14 protein-coding genes are annotated in these 19013 nt (G+C 72.6%); 2 read left to right on the top strand and 12 right to left on the bottom strand.

The features are described from left to right. Positions 1 to 64 precede the first annotated feature (64 nt). Positions 65 to 1069, top strand: a complete 1005-nt coding sequence (locus DEU36_RS07140) for a LacI family DNA-binding transcriptional regulator (protein WP_120263542.1) — start codon at positions 65 to 67, stop codon at positions 1067 to 1069. Between the two features lie 227 nt (positions 1070 to 1296). Here the strand turns inward: DEU36_RS07140 and DEU36_RS07135 are convergent, their stop codons facing one another. From DEU36_RS07135 to DEU36_RS07100, 8 genes are read right to left on the bottom strand one after another with little or no spacing between them, the layout of a single operon-like run. Continuing rightward, the gene (locus DEU36_RS07135) at positions 1297 to 3195 is read right to left on the bottom strand and encodes a hypothetical protein (RefSeq protein ID WP_183045310.1); all 1899 of its coding nucleotides are present in this window, start codon (positions 3193 to 3195) and stop codon (positions 1297 to 1299) included. 2 nt (positions 3196 to 3197) lie between these two features. Beyond that, a complete protein-coding gene (locus DEU36_RS07130) occupies positions 3198 to 3953 on the bottom strand; it encodes an SDR family NAD(P)-dependent oxidoreductase (RefSeq protein WP_120263541.1) in 756 nt (251 codons plus the stop codon). 11 nt (positions 3954 to 3964) lie between these two features. Beyond that, entirely contained in the window at positions 3965 to 4813 is an 849-nt protein-coding gene (locus DEU36_RS07125; RefSeq protein ID WP_120263540.1) for a phosphogluconate dehydrogenase C-terminal domain-containing protein, read from the bottom strand. Further along, positions 4813 to 5619 carry a sugar phosphate isomerase/epimerase gene (locus DEU36_RS07120; protein WP_120263539.1) on the bottom strand — a complete coding sequence of 269 codons (807 nt, stop codon included), beginning with the start codon at positions 5617 to 5619 and terminating at the stop codon, positions 4813 to 4815. The genes DEU36_RS07125 and DEU36_RS07120 overlap by 1 nt, the downstream gene beginning before the upstream one ends. After that, on the bottom strand, positions 5616 to 6434 hold the full coding sequence (locus DEU36_RS07115) for a triose-phosphate isomerase family protein (RefSeq protein WP_120263538.1): 819 nt from the start codon (positions 6432 to 6434) through the stop codon (positions 5616 to 5618). Before DEU36_RS07115 ends, DEU36_RS07120 begins: the two co-directional genes overlap by 4 nt. Continuing rightward, positions 6434 to 6904 carry a ribose-5-phosphate isomerase gene (locus DEU36_RS07110; RefSeq protein WP_120263537.1) on the bottom strand — a complete coding sequence of 157 codons (471 nt, stop codon included), beginning with the start codon at positions 6902 to 6904 and terminating at the stop codon, positions 6434 to 6436. The genes DEU36_RS07115 and DEU36_RS07110 overlap by 1 nt, the downstream gene beginning before the upstream one ends. Beyond that, complete coding sequence (locus DEU36_RS07105; protein WP_120263536.1) at positions 6901 to 8649, bottom strand: dihydroxyacetone kinase family protein; 1749 nt, start codon at positions 8647 to 8649, stop codon at positions 6901 to 6903. Before DEU36_RS07105 ends, DEU36_RS07110 begins: the two co-directional genes overlap by 4 nt. Then, entirely contained in the window at positions 8646 to 10028 is a 1383-nt protein-coding gene (locus DEU36_RS07100) for an MFS transporter (RefSeq protein WP_120263535.1), read from the bottom strand. Before DEU36_RS07100 ends, DEU36_RS07105 begins: the two co-directional genes overlap by 4 nt. Positions 10029 to 10135: 107 nt before the next feature. Here DEU36_RS07100 and DEU36_RS07095 point away from each other — a divergent pair, with 107 nt between their 5' ends. Then, entirely contained in the window at positions 10136 to 10852 is a 717-nt protein-coding gene (locus DEU36_RS07095) for a FadR/GntR family transcriptional regulator (protein WP_120264417.1), read from the top strand. Between the two features lie 93 nt (positions 10853 to 10945). On the opposite strand, the gene DEU36_RS07090 is transcribed toward DEU36_RS07095, so the two are convergent. Genes DEU36_RS07090 through DEU36_RS07075 form a run of 4 tightly spaced genes read right to left on the bottom strand, consistent with a single transcriptional unit; the run spans position 10946 to position 18961 of the window. Further along, complete coding sequence (locus DEU36_RS07090; protein WP_120263534.1) at positions 10946 to 12703, bottom strand: DUF5605 domain-containing protein; 1758 nt, start codon at positions 12701 to 12703, stop codon at positions 10946 to 10948. Between the two features lie 56 nt (positions 12704 to 12759). Then, positions 12760 to 15537 (bottom strand): family 78 glycoside hydrolase catalytic domain, encoded by a 2778-nt coding sequence (locus DEU36_RS07085; RefSeq protein ID WP_120263533.1) that lies wholly within the window; start codon positions 15535 to 15537, stop codon positions 12760 to 12762. Next, entirely contained in the window at positions 15534 to 16679 is a 1146-nt protein-coding gene (locus tag DEU36_RS07080) for a serine hydrolase domain-containing protein (protein ID WP_120263532.1), read from the bottom strand. The genes DEU36_RS07085 and DEU36_RS07080 overlap by 4 nt, the downstream gene beginning before the upstream one ends. Continuing rightward, positions 16676 to 18961: a glycoside hydrolase family 3 protein gene (locus tag DEU36_RS07075; RefSeq protein ID WP_259455346.1), complete on the bottom strand. Its 2286-nt coding sequence runs from the start codon at positions 18959 to 18961 to the stop codon at positions 16676 to 16678. Before DEU36_RS07075 ends, DEU36_RS07080 begins: the two co-directional genes overlap by 4 nt. Positions 18962 to 19013: the final 52 nt, after the last annotated feature.

Genomic DNA, 19013 nt, shown 5'->3' with positions numbered 1-19013 from the left:
CACAAACGGCAAGCGCTTACCCATATCCTGCCGTTGCTGTCGCGCTCGCGCTACGGTGGTGTGCATGGCAGTGAGCGTGCGGGATGTCGCGGTCGCGGCATCCGTGTCGGTGGGGACCGTCTCGAACGTCCTCAACAATCCGACGCGCGTGTCGCCCGAGATGGTCGCGCGCGTGCAGCAGGCCATCGCCGACCTCGGGTTCGTCCGCAACGACGCGGCGCGGCAGCTGCGGGCCGGGCGAAGCCGCTCGATCGGCCTCGTGGTGCTCGATATCGGCAACCCGTTCTTCGCCGAGGTGGCCCGGGGCGCCGAGCAGCGCGCTGCCGAGAGCGGCATGGCGGTGCTGCTGAGCACGAGCGACGAGAAGCCCGAGCGCGAATCGGCGTATCTCGACCTCTTCCGCGAGCAGCGCGTCAACGGCGTGCTCGTGACTCCTGCGAGCGACGATCTCGAGCGGTTGCGCGGGCTGCAGGCGGCCGGCGTCCCGGTCGTCCTCGTCGACCGCGAGGTGCCCGACGACGTGTTCGCCTCGGTGTCGGTCGACGACGTCGAGGGCGGCTACCTCGCCGTGGCGCACCTTCTGGCACGCGGGCGTCGGCGTATCGCGTTCGTCCGCGGGCCGGTGTCGATCCGGCAGGTCGCCGACCGTCTCGAGGGTGCGCGCCGAGCGGTGGCCGAGGTCGCCGGTGCACGGCTGGAAGAGATCGCGGTGCCCGCCCTGTCGGTCCTGCACGGGCGCGCCGCCGGAGAGCTGCTGCGAGACCGTCGCGGAGACGACCGCGTCGACGCCGTGTTCGCGGCCAACGACCTGCTCGCCGTGGGGGTGCTGCAGGCGTTCTCGGTGCTCGGCCAGTTGCGGGTGCCCGACGAGGTCGCGCTCATCGGCTACGACGACATCGACTTCGCGTCGGCCACCGTCGTGCCGCTCAGCTCGATACGCCAGCCCGCGCACGAGATCGGATACCGCGCCGTCGACCTCCTGCTGCGCGGCCTCGACGACCCCGCCGGCGAGCACGAGCGCCGCGTGCGCTTCCGCCCCGAGCTCGTCGTCCGCGACTCCACCGCCTGACCCCAGCCCCCGCCCCGCTGCTGCCCCTCCCGCACCTGCTGCCCCCGCATCCTGCTGCCCCCGCGAGGTCCCAGTTCGGCCGGTTCTGTGCGCCGCATTCCCGGCCGAACGGGGACTTCGCGCCCACCCCACCCGGTTCCGCTCTTACCGGGCGACGAGGGCGCACATCTGCACGGTGCTGGGGCGGTCTGACCGTGCGGATGCGCGTCCTCGGCGGGCGAGGCGCGTCAGAGGCGGGACCGGGACCAGGTGCCGGGGGAGAGCATGACGGGGGCGAGGGAGACGGCGGCAGGGCGAGCGCCGGGGAGAGCGCCGGGGAGAGCGGCGGGGGAGAGAGCAGCGGGGGTGGCGGGGAGAGCGGCGGGGGTGGTCACCGTGAGCGTGCGGGGACGGGTGTCGAGGTTGGCTGCGAGCACCGTGACCTGGCCGTGGCGCTCGGCGCCGACGGCCCAGACGAGGCCGTCGGGACTCGAGCCCGACAGGAGCTCACCGCCCGCGAGCGCGGTGAGGGCTGCGATCGCCTCGGCGGCGGGCAGCGCCGTGCCGTCCGCGGCGAGGATGCCGCGCGGACCCCACGACTCGAAGAACGTCAGGCTCGCGACGCCGCGCACCGCGAGGGCCGCGGCGCTCGCGATCGTCCAGGCCGCGAGCTCGGGCGAGCGCTGCCGCGGGTCGTCCGCGTCGGTCAGGTGCGTGCCGTAGCCGGCCGACAGATCGGATGCCGCAGGGCGCGGTGGCGCCGTCGTGGCGACGTCGTTGAAATGCGGGCGCAGCGAGACCGGCCCGACGTGCACCGGCACCCCGCCGCCGATCTCGACCGCCTGCGTCGCCACGAGTCGCTGCATCGCGAGCGACTCGACGAGCTGCTCGGTGTCGCGGCTGTGGAAGAGCGGGGTGACGCTGAACGTCAGCCCCGCGAGATGCCGCGGCAGGCGGTGGTGCTCGCGGTTGAACTCGGTGAAGTGCGAGCGTGCGCCGCCGACGATGGGTACGGCCAGGCCCGACTGATCCAGCGCGCCTCGGAGCAGCGCGACCGTGGCCTCGTCGGAGATGTGACGGGCCGGCCCGGAGGGCTGGAACGCCGCCACCCGGGCCACACGATGACGTGCGAGCGCGGTCACCGCGTCGGAGAGGGATGCGGCGATCGCGGCATCCGCATCATCCGAGACCCCCGCCTCGGCGGGCAGCACGAGGCGGACGTCGAGGGGCGGACCCTCGGATGCCGCGCGCTCGAGCGCCGCCGGCCATCCCGGCCACGCGAGGTCGAGCTCGACGAGGGTGCTCGCCGCATCGCCACGCCCGACGTGCGCAGGCGCGGGCGCGGGGCCCGGCGCGGTCGACGCGCTCAGCCCGATCTCAGGGAAGGCCCCGGCACGACGCAGCTCGATCAGCGCGTCCTCGGTCCCGTGGCCTCCGGCTGCGGCATCCGCCATCAACGCGGCATCCGACGTCGCCACCACGGCAGTGTTCGCCATGAGGTCCGCGGTGACGGTGATCGCCTGCCGCACCCGCTCACCGGCCCCGACCTCGTACGGGAACGGCAGCGCGAGCGGCCGGCTGTAGACCTTGAACGAGGCATCGGTCCAGTTGCGCTGATCCTCCATCTCGAACACATCGCCGTCGAACGCCAGCCCGATCTCGACGCCGTCGTCGCGCCACCGCAGTCCCGCGATGTCGAACACCGGCTGGTGGGGGCTGATGGCGACCGGCAGCGCCGTGTCCGACACCCGGCCCGTGCTGTGGGCCACCGACAGCCCGGCCCCGGCCGCGCCGGGCGGGATGAGGGCGACGAGGCCCGTGCGGTTCGTCTCGAGGGGCGACGCCGCCTCGAGGTCGCACAGCACCCGCAGGCTCTCGCCGCGCACCTCGGCACGCACCACACCGCTCAGCGGCATCCGCTCGTCGGCGGTGCGGACGTGCAGCATCAGGCTCGTTTCGGTGGCGGTGACACGGTCGACGACGAGGTCGGCCGTGTTCCAGTCGCGGTCGCGGACGACGGCCCGGATGCTGCGCAGCACGCGCCGTCCGCTTCGCCGGATGTCGGCGAGCTCATCGCCGCGCAACTCGAACTCCCACACTCCGATCCGTCGTCGGTCCGCCTCGGCGCGCCCCCACATCGTCGGCATCCTCAGAGGGTCGTCATGCCGCCGTCGACCGAGAACGTCGCCCCCGTGGCGAACGAGCCCTCGTCGCTCGCGAGGTAGACCATGATGCCGGTGACGTCGGCGGGGGTGCCGGCGCGGCCGACCGGGATGCGCGAGACGATGGCCGCCCGCGACTCGGGGTCGTCGCTGATCGCCGACACCAGCGGCGTTTCGGTGTACGCCGGCTGCACGGTGTTCACCCGGATGCCGCGGTCGGCATATGCCGCGGCGACCGTGCGACCGAGTCCGTGTACGCCGGCCTTCGACGCGCTGTAGGCGGTGAACGCCCATCCCTCGCCGTTGACCGCGGTGGGGCTTCCGGTCAGGATGATCGACCCGCCGCCGCGCGACAGCAGCGCGCGGACGGCGTACTTCACCGTCAGGAACGTCCCGGTGAGGTTGATGTCGATCGTCCGCCGCCAGACGTCGAGATCGAGGTCGGCGGCGGGTGCGTCCTGCCCGAACAGCTGCACGCCCGCGTTCGCGACGACGACGTCGGGCGTCCAGCCGGCCGCCTCGAGCTCGGCGAACGCCGCCGCGACGGCGGTCTCGTCGCCGATGTCCATCGTGACCGCGCGTGCGAGCGGGCCCAGGGCCGATGCGGCGTCGGCCACGGCCGGCCCGTTGCGATCGGCGAGCACGACGCGCGCGCCCTCGGCGACGAACCGCTCGGCGACGGCGTGTCCGATGCCCATCGCAGCGCCCGTCACGAGCGCCGTCTTGCCCTGCAGTCTCGTCATCGTCGTCGTCCTCAGCGCTCGATGTGGTCCAGGTGCAGCATCCGCGCGAGGTTCTTGTCGAGCTCGTCGTCGCGGAAGATCTTCTTCCAGTCGTCCTTGATGATGCTCTCGCGACCGTAGTCCATCGCGATCAGGCACGCATCGCTGAACGGGTTGTCGCCGCGCAGGCCGTTCGCGAGGGCGACCTGGGTGTGGCCGTACAGGATGCTGCGGGCGGCTGCCTCGGGCACGCCCATCGTGTGGATCGCCTCGTCGAGAGCCTCGTTCAGGAGCGAGCCGATCATGCAGGCGACGGTCTCGACGAGAGTGGGCTCGAGCTGGGCGAGCTGCTTGATCGTGACCCAATGCACATCGATGACGGGCGCGTAGATCGCGCGGACGGTCTCTTCGACGATGCGCTTCTTCTCGGGGTCGTCCGACTCGATGGCCGCAATCGCATCCTGCGGGGCGGCGATGCCGCCGAACGTGTCGGCCCATTCCTCCTTCGTCGTGCGTTCGAGGAACACCGACGGGTGGCACGGGTGCGCGACGGCCTGGATGATCTCGTCACGCGTGGTGAGCAGCCCCGCGTAGGCGGCGGCCGGGTCGAGGGTCAGCACGATGGCGCCGGCCTTCAGCTGCGGGACGAGATCGGCGGTCACCGGACCGAGCGCGAGATCGGGCACGGCGAGCACGACGATGTCGGCGTCGGCGACCGCCGCGGCGGCATCCGTCAGCTCGCGCCCGGCGGCGATCGTGCGCTCGCGGCCGGCCGGCGAGTTCTCGACGTAGAAGACGGTGTGGTCGGTCTTCACGAGGTTGTTGGACACGCGCATGCCCATCTTCCCGCCTGCTCCGACGACGGCGATCGTGTGGCTCATCAGGTGCTCCTCAGGTATTCCAGGGTGGCGCGGGTCCATTCCCGCTCGGTTCGGACAGTGGTCTGGGCATCGCCCTGCCAGGGCAGCCAGTGCTCGACGATCTCGTTGACCTTGGGCTCGTTGACCCCGCGATCGCGCGGCCGGACGGTCTCGAGCAGATGGGGGTAGTCGTGCAGCCCCTCGCCCATGCGGGTTCCGGTGAACGTGAAGCCCACCCATCCGGGCTGCCGGTCGAAGGCGAAGTCCTTCACGTGGATGTTCGTCACGTACGGCGCGGCGAGCTCGATGGTCTCGCGCGGCAGCTCCAGGCGCGCGACGACGTTGGCCGGATCGAGGCACACGCCGAGGGCAGGGCTGTCGATGGCCGCGATCAGGCGCGTCAGATCGGCGGTCGACACCTGCTCGTAGGTCTCGAGCGCGAGTGCGACGCCCGCGGACTCGTAGGCGGGCAGGATGCCGCGCAGCCACATCTCGGCCTGCGCGAGCGTCGGGCGCGAATCGGGAGCGTAGATCATGCTGCGCACGAGCCGCGCGTCGAAGACGGCCGCGAGCTCGAGGAATCGGGCCAGGTGCTCGGGCGCGACGCCCTTCGTGCCGACCTCGATCGTCAGCCCGAGGTCGCGGGCCGCGGCGGCGGCATCGCCCAGCTCGACGTCGTCCATGCGTTCGAGCGGGGCGTAGTCGCAGATCTGGAAGAGGTCGACGCCGAGCTCGCGCGTGCGCTCGAACGCGCCGACGAGCGAAAGCGGCTGGGGTGCACGGTCGGAGTGCTCCCACAGGAAGGCGTAGGTGCCGAGGCCGATCACGGGGTCGCTCCGTCTCGGGGGCTGCGCGAGGTCGCGAGGGCTGCAGCCTCGTCGATCACGCGGCAGAAGGCGGCCGCGTCGTGCGCGAAGCGCCCGAGGAAGAGTCCGTCGACCGCGCCCTCGAGCCGAGCGAGCAGACCGGGGCCGGCGGAGCCGCCGTAGATGACGCTCGATCCGGCGCGCGCGGGATCGGCGTCGAGGGCTGCGCGCAGGGCGCGGCTCACGGCGACGATGTGCTCGGTCGGCGCGGGCTCGGGAGTCCCGATCGCCCAGACCGGCTCGTACGCCACCACGACGCGGCCCGCGGGAGCGCCCGCGAGGTCGGCGTGGAGCTGCGCGACGCTCGCGCGCGCCGCGGCCCCGGCATCCATCCGCTCCGACTCTCCGATGCACAGCACCGGGGTGATGGCGTGGCGCAGGGCCGCCGCGGCTTTGGCCGCCGTGATCTCGTCGGTCTCGCCGAACAGGCGCCGGCGCTCGGCGTGGCCGACCTCGGCGAACGTCCCGCCCGACTCGGCGACCTCGGCCGCCGTGATCTCGCCCGTGAAGGCCCCCGGCTCATGAGCCGAGACGTCCTGGACGCCGACCTGGATGCCGACGGGCGCGAGGAAGTCGCGGGCGTCGTCGAACTGCAGGTACGTGGGGATGACGAAGACGTCGACGACGCCGCTGCGGACGGCCTCGTGGGCGCCCACCGCGGCGGCGACCTCGCCGAACCACACGCGCGCGGCGCGCCGGCCGAAGTACGCCTTGAGGCTCACCCCGACGGTCACGCGTGGCGTTGGCGTCTCGCCGGAAGCTGCGACGGGCGGCATCAGCAGGAGCCGGTGCTCTCGTACCGGTCGATGACGGCGACCTTCTCGGCCGAGGCGGAGGCGGTGTCGAAGCGATAGGTCAGCCACTCGCGGACGAGGCGGCGCGCGAGCTCGATGCCCACGACACGCTGTCCCATCGTCAGCACCTGCGCATTGTTGGAGAGCACGCCGCGCTCGACCGAGAACGAGTCGTGGGCCGTGACGGCGCGGATGCCGGCGACCTTGTTCGCCGCGATCGCGACGCCGAGGCCGGTGCCGCAGATCAGCAGGGCGCGGTCGGCCTCGCCGCGTGCGACCCGCTCGGCGGCCTCGATCGCGACGGTCGGGTAGGGGGTGTGCCCGTCGGCGCTCACACCGACGTCGACGACCGACGCGACGTCGTCGCTGGCCTCGAGGTCGCGTTTGAGCACCTCTTTGTAGTCGAAGCCGGCGTCGTCGCAGCCGATGACGATGCGGAGCGGTTCGGTCATGACGGGGTCCTCTCGTGGTGGGCGAGCACGTCGCCGATGGCGGTCGCGATGAGGGCGAGCGAGTGCGCGCCGGGGTCGGGGGTGCCGACGCTGTGCTGGCCGTGGGTGCGCGCCCGGCCCATGCGGGGCAGCAGCGCGGCGGTCGCGGCGGCGGACGAGGTGGCGACGGATGCCGCCGTGCGCCAGGCCTCGGCGAGGCTGGCCACGGTGGCGACGCCGGCCGACAGCTCGGCGCTGAAGGGCACGAGGGCGTCGACCATCGTCTTGTCGCCGAGCTCGGCCTTGCCGTACGACATCACGCCGCGGGTGGCGGCGGCGACCCCGGCCGCGACTCCTGCGGCATCCGGTCGGCCCGCGTCGCCGAGCGCGCTCGCGACCGAGGTGAGGATGACGCCCCACAGCGCGCCGGAGGTGCCGCCGGCACGGTCGGACCAGGCGTCGGCGGCGCGGGCGAGCGTCGTCGCCGCGCCAGCGCCGGCGGCCTCGGCCTCGTGCGCGGCGGCGCGGGCGGCGTGCGAGCCGCGCTGCATCCCGATGCCGTGGTCGCCGTCGCCGGCGATCGCGTCCATGCGTCCCAGCTCATCGACGTGCGCGTCGACGGTGCGGGCGACCGCGTCGACGACCTCGACCACCACGCGGGCGACCGATCGCGAGTCGGTGTCACCGGGGACGATTGCGGTGGCCGCGTCGGCTGCGTCCGCGTCGGCCGTCGCGCCGGACTCGCCGGACCGGGCGGAGGCCTCGGGGGCGACGGCTCCGCGGCGGTAGGCGGGGGCGTCGACGGGGGTCTCCCACAGCTCGGCGAGCTCGTCGTCGAGCCAGAACAGCGTGAGCGAGGTACCGGCCATGTCGAAGCTCGTGCAGTACTCGCCCACGTGCGGGTCGATCACCTCGAGGCCGGCGTCGGCGAGCAGCTGGGCGATGCGCCGATAGACGACGAACATCTCCTCGTACTTGAGCGAACCGAGGCCGTTGAGGATGGGCACGACGCGTGCGTCTGCGCCGTCCGGCCGTTCGGCGAGCAGCGTCGTGACCAGCAGCTCGGCCAGCCCGTCGGCCGTCGGCACATCGCTCTCGTCGATGCCCGGCTCGCCGTGGATGCCGAGGCCGATCGCCATGCGACCATCCGGGACGCTGAACAACGGCGCGGGAGCACCCGGCAGCGTGCATCCCGAGAACGCGACACCGAACGAACGGGTGCGGTCGTTGGCGAGACGCGCCACGCGCGCGACGCCCGCGAGGTCGTACCCGGCGGATGCCGCACCCGCCGCGGAACGGAACACGGTGAGGTCGCCCGCGATCCCGCGTCGCCGGTGCTGCTCGTCGGCCGCCGCGCTGGCGATGTCGTCGGTGACGGCGACCGTCTCGCAGGCGATGCCCTCGCCGCGCAGGCGTTCCTGCGCGGCGTCGAAGTTGAGCACGTCGCCGGCGTAGTTGCCGTACGAGAAGAGGACCCCGCCGCCCGCGTGGGCCGCGCGAGCGACGGCGTTGATCTGCTGGGCCGACGGTGAGGCGAAGAGGTTGCCCATCGCGGCGCCGTCGGCCAGGCCCGCGCCCACGAGCCCGCCGAAGGCCGGGTAGTGCCCCGACCCGCCGCCGACGACGACGGCCACCCGGCCCTCGGGCGCCGGGGTGGCACGGACCACGCCGCCCGGGACGCGGCGGACGTAGCGCGCGTTGGCCGCGACGAAGCCCTCGATCATCTCGTCGGCGAAGTCGGCCGGTGCGTTCCACAGGCGGGTCATCGTGCCGCGGGACCGTTCTGCGTCACGGCCGTCGTCTCACCTGTGTGCGGGACGGCGGCGGGCGCCATCCGGTTGCCGCGGGCGAGCAGCACCATCAGCACGGCGGACACGAGCATCACGACCCCGACGATGACCATCGGCATCTCGTACCCGCCGGTCCAGTCGCGGACGGCGCCGGTGATGTAGGGCGCGCTGAACCCGGCGAGGTTGCCGACGGTGTTGATCAGCGCGACGCCGGCGGCGGCCGCGGCTCCCGTGAGGAAACGGGTGGGCAGGGTCCAGAAGTTCGGCAGAGCGGCGAAGATCGCGCACGCGGTGACCGTGATCACGGCGATCGTCGCGGCGGGCGACCCCGCGAAGAGCGCGAGCGGGATCGAGACGGCGCCGGCCACGGCGGGCACCGCGATGTGCCAGGTCTTCATGCCGCGGCGGTGCGCGTCGCGAGACCACAGCACCATGACGATCGCGGCGGGCAGGTACGGGATCGCGGTGATCAGGCCCTTCTGGAAGACGTCGAAGGTCTGGCCCGTCTGCTCCTGGAAGCCCTCGATGATCGTGGGCAGGAAGAACGCGAGGGCGTAGAGGCCGTAGATGAAGCCGAAGTAGATGAACGACAGGGCCCACACTCGTCCGCTGCGGAACGCGAACCGCGCGGAGACGTGCTTCTCACGGGCTTCCGTGGCCGAACGCTCGGCGGCGAGAGCACCCGTGAGCCAGGTCTTCTCCTCGGCCGTGAGCCATGCGGCATCCGCGGGGGAGTCCTTGAGGTAGAACCAGGCGACGACACCGACGATGACGGCGGGGATCGCGACGCCGAGGAACATGAACCGCCAGCCCTCGAGCCCGAAGAAGACGCCGTGCTGCTGGATGAGGGCGCCGGCCAGCGGGGCGCCGATGACGGTGGTGAGGGGCTGGGCCAGGTAGAAGAGCATGAGGATGCGGCCGCGGTAGCGCGAGGGCACCCACAGGCTGAGGAACAGGATCGCTCCGGGGAAGAAGCCGGCCTCGGCCACGCCGAGCAGGAAGCGCAGGACGACGAGCTGCTCGAAGTTCTGCACCCACGTGAAGAGCACCGCGACGATGCCCCAGCTCACCATGATGCGCGCGAGCCACTTGCGGGCGCCGAACCGGTGCAGCGCGAGGTTGGAGGGCACCTCGAGCAGGATGTAGCCGATGAAGAAGACGCCCGACGCGAACCCGAACTGGGCGGCGCTCAGGGCGAGGTCGTCATTCATGCCGTTCGGTGCTGCGAAGCCGATCGCGGTGCGGTCGAGGTAGTTGATGAAGAACATCAACGCCACGAACGGCACGAGGCGGATAGCGACCTTGCGGATCGCGGAACGGGCTACGGGTGATTCCGTTTCGGAAGAGGTGTCCACGCTGACTTCCCATCGTCGGTTGCGCGACGAGTTGCCTCATCGCCCGGCTATTTTGGCAAACCGGTTGACCAATTGCAACCTCATTCCTGCCGGGTAGGTTTGTGGTCATGCCCGCCTATCGCTCCGACGGATCGCCCGACCTCGCGGCATCCCTCGCAGCGCTCCCGGCGCGCACACCCGTCTCGGAGGTCGCGCGACGCCTGCTCGATCTGTTCACCTCGGGCGATGTCGCCCCGGGCACGCGGCTGCCGCCGGAGCGGCAGCTGGCCGCGACCCTCGAGGTCGGGCGGTCCGCCGTGCGCGAGGCGCTCGCCGCTCTCGAGATCCTCGGGATCGTCGACGTGCGCCCCGGCTCGGGAACGTACCTGCGCGGCGCGGCGAGCGAGCTGCTGCCGCAGACGCTGCGGTGGGGATTGCTCATCGGCGAGCGGAACACGCACGAGTTGATCGAGCTCCGGTCGGGACTGGAGATCTACGTCGCCCGTCTGGCGGCGGCCGCCGCCGGTTCTGGCGATCTCGAAGCGCACGTCGAACGGATGCGGTCGACGCTGGGCGACCTCGGCGCGTTCGCCCGTGCCGATCTGGCATTCCACCACGAGCTCGCACGCATCGCGGGCAACGCGATGCTCATCGATCTGCTGCACGTCGTCCGGTCACTGCTGCAGGTCTACGCCGACCGCGCGGTGCACGACGACGAGCAGGCCCGTCGTGCGCTCGCCGAGCACGAGGTGATCGCCCGTGCCGTGGCGGCGGGCGACGAGGACGCCGCCGCATCGGCGATGGCCGCGCATATGGCGACGGCCGCCCGCCGCATCGCCCCCTGATCCCTGGCGCGCGAGGTCCCACTTCGGCCGGTTATCCGGACGCCATACCCGGCTGAACTGGGACCTCGCGGGTTGACCCACGCGGGTCGCGGGTCAGTCGGCGACGCGGGTGAGGCGGATGCCCATGTAGGGCCGGCCGGGAAGCTCGACGCGCAGCTGGCCGCGATGCTCGCCGGGCACCGGCTCGACGGTCATGTTCCACGTGTCGACGACCTCGACCCGCCATGCGCCCTCGTCGAGGATGACGTTGCGGAACCGCGGGCGGTTGAAGCCGAAGTAGCCGATCTTCACGGCCCCGGCGACGCCGCCCCACGGAACGTCCCAGTCGCTCGGCAGGGGATCCCAGACGCCGGTCGGCGACTCGGCCTGGAGTCGTTCGAGGAACGCGATCCGGTCGGGGGACGAGCCGTGCAGCTCACCGCCCTTGGACCACCAGAGGACCTCGTCGTCGCGGCCGTGCGCCGGCGGGTAGTAGGTCTCGCCGTGGCCGACGTAGCCGCCGCGCACCGCTCCTTCCCAGAAGCGCCGCGTCATCTCCTCGCCCGTGATGTTGCCCCAACCCTGGTCGATGTCGCCCTCGTAGGCGCACTCGTCGATGACGACGGGTTTGCCCCACTGCTCGCGCCACTGGTCGGTGTTCTCGGCTGTGCGGTACACGTCGACGCGCTGGATGCTCACATGCGTGATCCAGGGCTTGTCGTAGTCGTAGACGGGACGGCAGTTGTGGATCGAGTTGAGGTGGCCGAATGCATCCTCCTCGCCGACGACCGCGGCGAGCCGCTCCCAGTCGTCGAGGTCCTTCGACCACAGCAGGTCGTACTCGTTCGCCATCGACCACCACACGTTCGCGTAGCCCGACAGGCGCCGCACGACATAGCGCAGGTACCGCTCGTCGACGGCGGGTCCGAGGTCGGCGAAGCCCCATCGGTCGTAGGCGTGGAACAGGATGATGTCGGCCTCGATGCCGAGTTCGGCGAGCTGAGTGATCCGCTTCTCGAGGCGGCGGAAGTGCGCGGGGTCGAAACGCTCGAGATCGAACCCCTCGGCCAGGCTCCCCGCGAAGGGGAAATCCGCGGGCTCGTCGCTGTTGTACAGGTACGACTTCGGGAAGACGCACATGCGCAGCTTCGCGAACGACGTGGCGGCGAGCGTCGCGAGGGTCTGTTCCTGCAGGGCGTCGGGCTGGTGCGTCCAGGCGTACGCGGTCGTGCCGAGCGGACGGTGCCGGGTGCCGTCGGCGTGCCGGAAGTGGAAGCCGTCGACGCGCACCGGGCCGTGCGAGCCCGCGCGTGCCGCGACGACCTCGAGCCCGCCGGTGACGCCGTCGAGTGAGCGTGCGGTCGAGCGGGTGCGGAAGCTCCAGGCTCCGAGCGTGTCGGCGAGGGCGCGGATGATGTAGACGCCGTCGCCGTCGTAGAAGCCGCCGACCCGCACCTCGGCACCGCCCCGCTCGAAGACCGCGTCGACCTCGACGTCGACGAACGGATTGCCGTGGGCGGGTCCGGTGAGCCGGATCTCGATCGGATCCCACAGCGCCGCGCTCGCGGGCACCTCGACCGTCGCCGACCCCCGCGCGACGTCGGCGCCCTCGTATGACGGGTCGGGGTCGATCGCGGGCGCGTACGGCGGGCGGGCCGCCCCGGTCCCGACTTCGGCGAGGGCGGCGAAGAAGCGTTCGCGCTCGTCGAGGTTCTCGAGCGCCGGCACGATCGCGACGAGCTGGCCGAGACGTCCACCCCGGAACTGCGTCGCCATCGGCGAGGCCGCGACACCGGGCATGTACCGCTCGAGGATGGCGCGGGCGGCGGGGTCGTCGAGGGCTTCGCCGAAGGTCGTGGCGCGGTCGAACATTCATGCCTCCTGGGCGGTGAAGGGTATGCGGTGAAGGGTGTGCGGTGACGGGCGGGTCAGGACGCGGTGGCGTCGCGGATCGCGGAGTCGACCGCCGTGAGGAGGTCGGGCGGGCTGAACATGAGCACCGAGCTCACCGTGCGGCCCGAACCCCAGCGGGTCTCGTCGCGCACGGCCGGCACCCGGTCGGGGGCGTGCTGGTCCAGCGTGCCGAGCAGAGCGTCGTACGCCCGTGGGTCGTCGATGACGTCGGCGAGCGAGGCGCTCAGTCCGTCGAGCGGGGGGAGCGCCGTCGGGCTCTCGGCCGTGAATCGCCACTCGTGCGTCCCCGATCCGACTTCGGCGCGCAGCCCCGGCAGGTCGACGTCGGCGCGGGTGCTCGGCGGCACGGTCGCGGTGACCACGATCTCTCCGCCCGCGCGGCGCCACGCCACGCTCGCCTCGCCGTACGGCGTGAGGTGTCGCGCCGCGGCGTGGTCGAGCGAACGCAGCGGGCGCGGCGCGATCCGCAGCCGCCGGTAACCGGGGGCCGCCGGGGCCAGGCCCGCGACGGTCCGGTGCAGCCAGTCGGCGACGGCGCCGAGCGCGTAGTGGTTGAACGAGGTCATCTCGCCCGGGTTGACACTGCCGTCGGGCAGCAGCGAGTCCCAGCGTTCCCAGACGGTCGTCGCGCCCTGCGTGACCGGGTACAGCCATGACGGGCACTGCGTCTGCGTCAGCAGGCGCTCGGCGGCATCCAACCGCCCACCCTCGGTGAGGGCGTCGGCGACCAGCGGTGTGCCCACGAATCCGGTGCCGATGCGGTAGCCGCCTTCGCGGACGAGGTCGGCCAGTCGGGTCGCAAGTGCCGCCCGCGCCTCATGGTCGACGACGAGGTCGAACTCGAGTGCGAGCGCGTATGCGGTCGGGGCGTCGCTGACCATCCGGCCGGCCGGGGTGACGTACTCCGCGACGAAGGCCGCGCGGCTGCGCTCCGCGAGCGCCCCGTAATGCGCGGCATCCGCGTCGAACCCGAGCAGGCGGGCCGCGTCGGCGACCAGCCGCAGCGACCGGGCGAAGTAGGCGCTCGCGACGATGTCGGAGTCGACCTTCGCCTGGCCCGGCTTGTCGGGGGGAGCGGAAGGGTCGAGCCAGTCGCCCAGCTGCATGCGTCCGGCCCACAGCCCGCTCTCGCCCGCATCCGCTGCCACCGCGTCGACCCACGAGCGCATGCTCGGGTACTGCGCGGCGACGACGTCGCGGTCGCCGAAGCGCTCGTGCATCACGGTGGGCACCACCGTCGCGGCATCCCCCCAGGCCGCCGGGCTCACCCCGAACGCCCCGAAGGCCGTGAGAGCGGCGGGGACGACGACGGGGACCGAGCCGCCGCTGCGGCGCTGCTCGTGGGCGAGGTCGCGCAGCCACGACGTCAGGAATCCGGCGCAGTCGTAGAGGAAGGATGCCGTCGGCGCGAAGACCTGCAGATCGCCGGTCCAGCCCAGGCGCTCGTCGCGCTGCGGACAGTCGGTCGGTATCGAGAGGAAGTTGCCGCGCATCCCCCACACGACGTTCTCGTGCAGTCGGTCGATCAGCGGGTCCGACGAGGAGAACCACCCGGTGCGCGTCATGTCGGTGTGCAGGACGACGGCCTCGATGTCGGCCGGGTCGACGTCGGCGCCGGTGACCTCTGCGTAGCGGAATCCGTAGAAGGTGAAGCGCGACTCGAGCACATCGTCGTCGCCGGTGAGGTCGAACGTCGCGGTCGCGGCGGCGTTGCGCAGCGGCCGCAGGGCGAGCTCCCCGTGCTCGAGTACTTCGGCGTGGCGGACGACGACGCGCTGCCCGGCCCGGCCGCGCACGCGCAGGCGGAGCCGGCCGACGAGATTCTGGCCGAAGTCGAGGATGCGGCCGCCCGAAGGTGCGGTGAGCACCTCGGCCACCGGGAGCGTCTGGGTGCGGCGCACCGGCGGTGCGATGCGAGCCTCGGGCGTCGGGACGTTCTCGTAATCGGGGCGGGCCGCGGCGCCGACCCTCGCCGGCGAGAACTCCGTCGCGGCGCGTGCGAGGTCCTGGTGCTCGCCGGCGTAGATGCCGGAGTCGACGACCGGGCCGTCGCCCGCCGCCTCCCATCCTGCACTGGTCGCGGCGAGGGTCTCGCTCGTGCCGTCGTCGTAGGTCACCCGCAGCTGTGCGAGGAACGACGGCTGGTCGCCGTAGAGGCGGTCGGCGAACGCGAAGAACCCGTACTTCTCGGTGTACCAGGCGCCCGCGAGCGTCGCGGAGAGCTCGTTGTCACCGTCGCGGATCAGGGCCGTGACATCGACGGTCTCGTGCACCAGGCGATCGCGGTAGGCGGTCCATCCCGGCGCGAGCACCTCGTCCGAGACGGCGCTGCCGTTGATCTCGGGCTCAGCCGATCCGAGCGCCGTCCAGAAGAGGATCGCGCGCGAGACCGGGCGGGCCGGCCGGAACCTCGTACGGACGACGGCGGGCTGCGCCGGGCGCTCCGGGTCGGCGAGCCCGATCGGCTCGGCGACCCATTCGTCGTCGCCGAGGAAGCCCGCGGTGACGACGAGGTCATCGCTCCAGGGCGTCGCCGTGCCCGACATGCCTTCGACCCGGATGCGCACGCGTCGCGTCTCGCCCGGGGCGAGCGGGGTGAACGGCCACGGAACGAGCGCGCTCTCGTCGTACTCGAGGGCGACCGGGCCCGAGCCGTCGTCGATCTCGGCCCGGCGCTGCATCCAATCGGGCTCGTCCGTTCCGACCGTCCAGCTCAGTCGCGGGGTGGGCGTTGCGACGAACGCCGTGTCGTCGCGCAGTTCGGCGCGCAGCGTCGCGACGGCGGCGCTCATGCGTCGCCCAGGATGCGGCCGAGCCGGGCCGCCAGCGCCACCGCACGCGGATCGGCGCCGCCCGGCCAGGGACCGCGGGCGATCGTCCAGGCGAAAGCGAGCCCGGTGTCGGGGTCGACGCAGGCGAGCGCGCCCGCGGCCCCGTCGTGCCCGAACGCGCGAGGACCGCCGAAGGCGAGCTGCTGCGACGGCTTCTGGAAGACGATGGCGTGTGCGCGGTCGTGCTGATGGAGCACTTCGTCGTAGCCGCGGATCTGCTGCTGCCCGATCGCGGCCACGGTCTCGGGGCCGAGCGCCGGCGCGGCGCCGTCGACCCCCGTGACCATGGCGGCGAACAGGCGGGCCAGACCGCGGGCCGAGCCGGTGCCGCTGCCGGCGGGATGCCCGTAGCGCCAGCTGCGCGGCGAGTTGGCGAGGTCGATGCCGCCCGCCGCGGGGGCGAACACCTTCGGGCCGAGCGTCGACGACGACCGCTCGGCGGTGTCGGACACCGGTCGGATCATCGGCAGCACGTCCACCTGGCGGTGCTCGAGCTCAGCGGGGAGCCCGAGGTGGAACTCGATCGCGTGCGGCGCCCGGATCTCGGTCTCGTAGAACTCGTGGAGAGTTCGGCCGGTCACGCGGTAGACCAGCTCATCGCCGAGGCTGCCGATCGTGATCGCGTGGTACCCGAATGCGCTGCCGGGGTGCCAGAACGGTGTCGATTCCGCCAGCCGCGCGGCGGCGGCGTGGTGGTCGAGCAGCTCGTCCCACGTGAGCGGATCGTCGGTCTGCGGGAGCCCGGCCTGATGCGACAGCAGCTGGCGGACGGTGACCGCCGCCTTGCCCTTCGCCGCGAACTCGGGCCAGTAGTGCGCGACGCGCTCGTCGAGGTCGATCTCGCCGCGTTCGACGAGCAGGCCGATCGAGAGCCCGATCGTGTTCTTGGTCACCGAGTACGGCACCATGACGGAGTCGCCGTCGAGGTGCGGGCCGCCCCAGGCGTCGAGCACCGTGCGGCCTCGGTGTATCGCCGCGACCTGGAACGACAGGTCGGGGTCCGCGGCGAGCAGCCCCTCGAGGTCGGTCACCACGTCGGTCAGGCGATAGTCGGCGTGCCCGCGGAGGATGCCGGTCAGCTCGGTGATCGATTCGGTGGTCATGCGGGAACCTCCCACTCGGCGGTGAGCGGGAGCTCGGCCACGGACGCTCCCGTGTGCAGGGTATAGGTGCCGGGCTCTACGACCCAGGCGCCGTCCCAGTACGCGAGGAGGCGCGGGTCGACCGCGATCTCGACCGTCACGGTCTGGCCGGCCTCGGCACGCGCGACGGCGAAGCCGACCAGCCACCGCACCGGCCGGTCGACGGCGGAGCCCGCCCGCTCGGCGTAGACCTGCACGACCTGCTTGCCCGCGCGATCGCCGGTGTTGGTGAGGGTCACCGCGAGCGCGTCGCCGCGTCGCTCGGCGGCATCCCATCGCCAGGTCGTATAGCCGAGCCCGTGCCCGAACACGAAGGCGGGCTCGACGTCGTCGCGCAGCCAGGCCCGGTATCCGATGTGGATGCCCTCGTCGTACCGCAGCACGCCGTCGGTCGGCGTCACCTCGGCGACGGGGACGTCCGACAGGGCAGCGGGCCACGTCGTGGGGAGGCGCCCGCCGGGCTCGGCTGCGCCGGTGACGATGTCGGCGAGGGCGTGGCCGAACTCCTGGCCGCCGAAGTATCCCTGCAGCACGGCGGCGACCTCGCCGGCCCACGGCAGCACGACCGGCGACCCCGCGTTGACGATGACGATCGTCGGGGTGCCCGTGGCCGCGACCGCTCGCACGAGGTCGTCCTGGCGGCCGGGAAGGTCGAGGTCGACGCGGTCGTAGCCCTCGGACTCGACCTTGGAGTTCGTGCCGACGACGACGATCGCGACCTCGGCCGCGGCGGCGGCGTCGACCGCGCGGGCGATCAGCTCGTCGGGGTCTGTGCGCTCGGGGGCGACGCCGACCGTGGCCGAGAAGGCGCCGGCGATCGCACCGTTGCCCGCCCGGGCGAACTCCACCCGGATGTCGATGGGGGTGCCCGCCGTCACCGTGACCGGCGCCGTGAGCGAGGGCGGGTTCAGGAACGCCGCGCCGAGGTCGGTACCGGTCAGCACGGGCGCGTCGTCGAGGCGCAGCTCGCCGTCGACGAAGAGACGGCCGGGGTTCGCCCCGGCGAAACCGAGCTCGATCTCGCCGGACTCGGCCGGGGTGAGGCGCGTCTCGTAGACGATCGTCGAGCTCTCGGCGATCGGGGCGCCGCCGCCGAACCACACGAGGGCGGTCGAGCGGCGGTCTTCGGCGAAGATCTCGGCGCCGGCGGCGTCGAGGAAGCTCACGCGCATGCCCGGCTCGCCCGTCACCGGGTTCGTCAGCTGCGACAGCGGCAGCTCGGCGACGCCCTCCTGCACGACGGCGCCGATCTCGAAGCGCACCTCGGCGCCCGGGAGTGTCTCGCGGAGCGCATCGAGCGGCGAGCTGACGCGCTCGGGCACCACCGTCGCCGAGCCGCCGCCCTGCGTCCGCGCATCCCGGGCGTTCTGGCCGATGACGGCGACCCGACGGAGGACGTCCGCATCGAGCGGCAGCGTCCCGTCGTTGCGGAGCAGCACGGTCCCGGCGACGGCGGCCTCCCGTGCGAACGCGACGCCGTCGACGGCGGCCGTCTCGCGCGGGGCGCTGTCGCCCAGGGCGCCGACCCGCTCGGCGAGCAGCAGGATGCGCAGCACCTTGCGGTCGAGATCGGCCTCGTCGACCCGCCCGTCGCGCACCGCGGCGACGAGGTCGGCGTACGCCGGCGCCGGGCCCGGCATCGCGAGGTCCTGCGCCGCGGAGACGGCACCGAGCGAGCGCACGGCGGTCCAGTCGCTGATGACGACGCCGTCGAAGCCCCACTCGGAGTTCAGCGGGTTCTCGAGCAGGTCGTTCTCGGTCATCGTGACGCCGTCGACGGAGTTGTAGGAGCTCATGAGGGCCCAGGCGCCCGCATCCGCGACCGTGCGCTCGAAGGGGGCGAGGTAGAGCTCGCGCAGCGCGCGGGCGTCGACCTGCACGTCGACGGTGAAGCGGTCGGTCTCGGAGTCGTTGGCGACGTAGTGCTTCGGCGTCGCGGCGACCCCGTTGTCCTGCAGGCCGCGCACGTACGCGGCACCGAGCTCGCCGGTGAGCTCGGGGTCCTCCGACAGGCACTCGAAGTGACGTCCGCCGAGCGGGGAGCGGTGCAGGTTGATGGTCGGGCCGAGCACGACGTCGACGTCCTTCCGGCGGGCCTCCGACGCCGAGGCCGCGCCGTACCGGTAGGCGAGGTCGGCGTCCCACGACGCCGCGAGCGCGGAGCCGGAGGGCAGGTTCAGCGACGGGTCGCGCTCGTCCCAACGGGGGCCCCGCACACCCGCGGGTCCGTCCGAGAGGGTCATCGCCCGCAGCCCGATCCCGGGCAGCGGCACCGTCGTCCAGAAGTCGGCGCCC

It is taken from the genome of Microbacterium sp. AG238 (assembly GCF_003610405.1).
Classification (GTDB): Bacteria; Actinomycetota; Actinomycetes; order Actinomycetales; family Microbacteriaceae; genus Microbacterium.
Note: the sequence above shows the minus strand (reverse complement) of the source record. Positions and strands in the feature narration are given on the sequence as shown.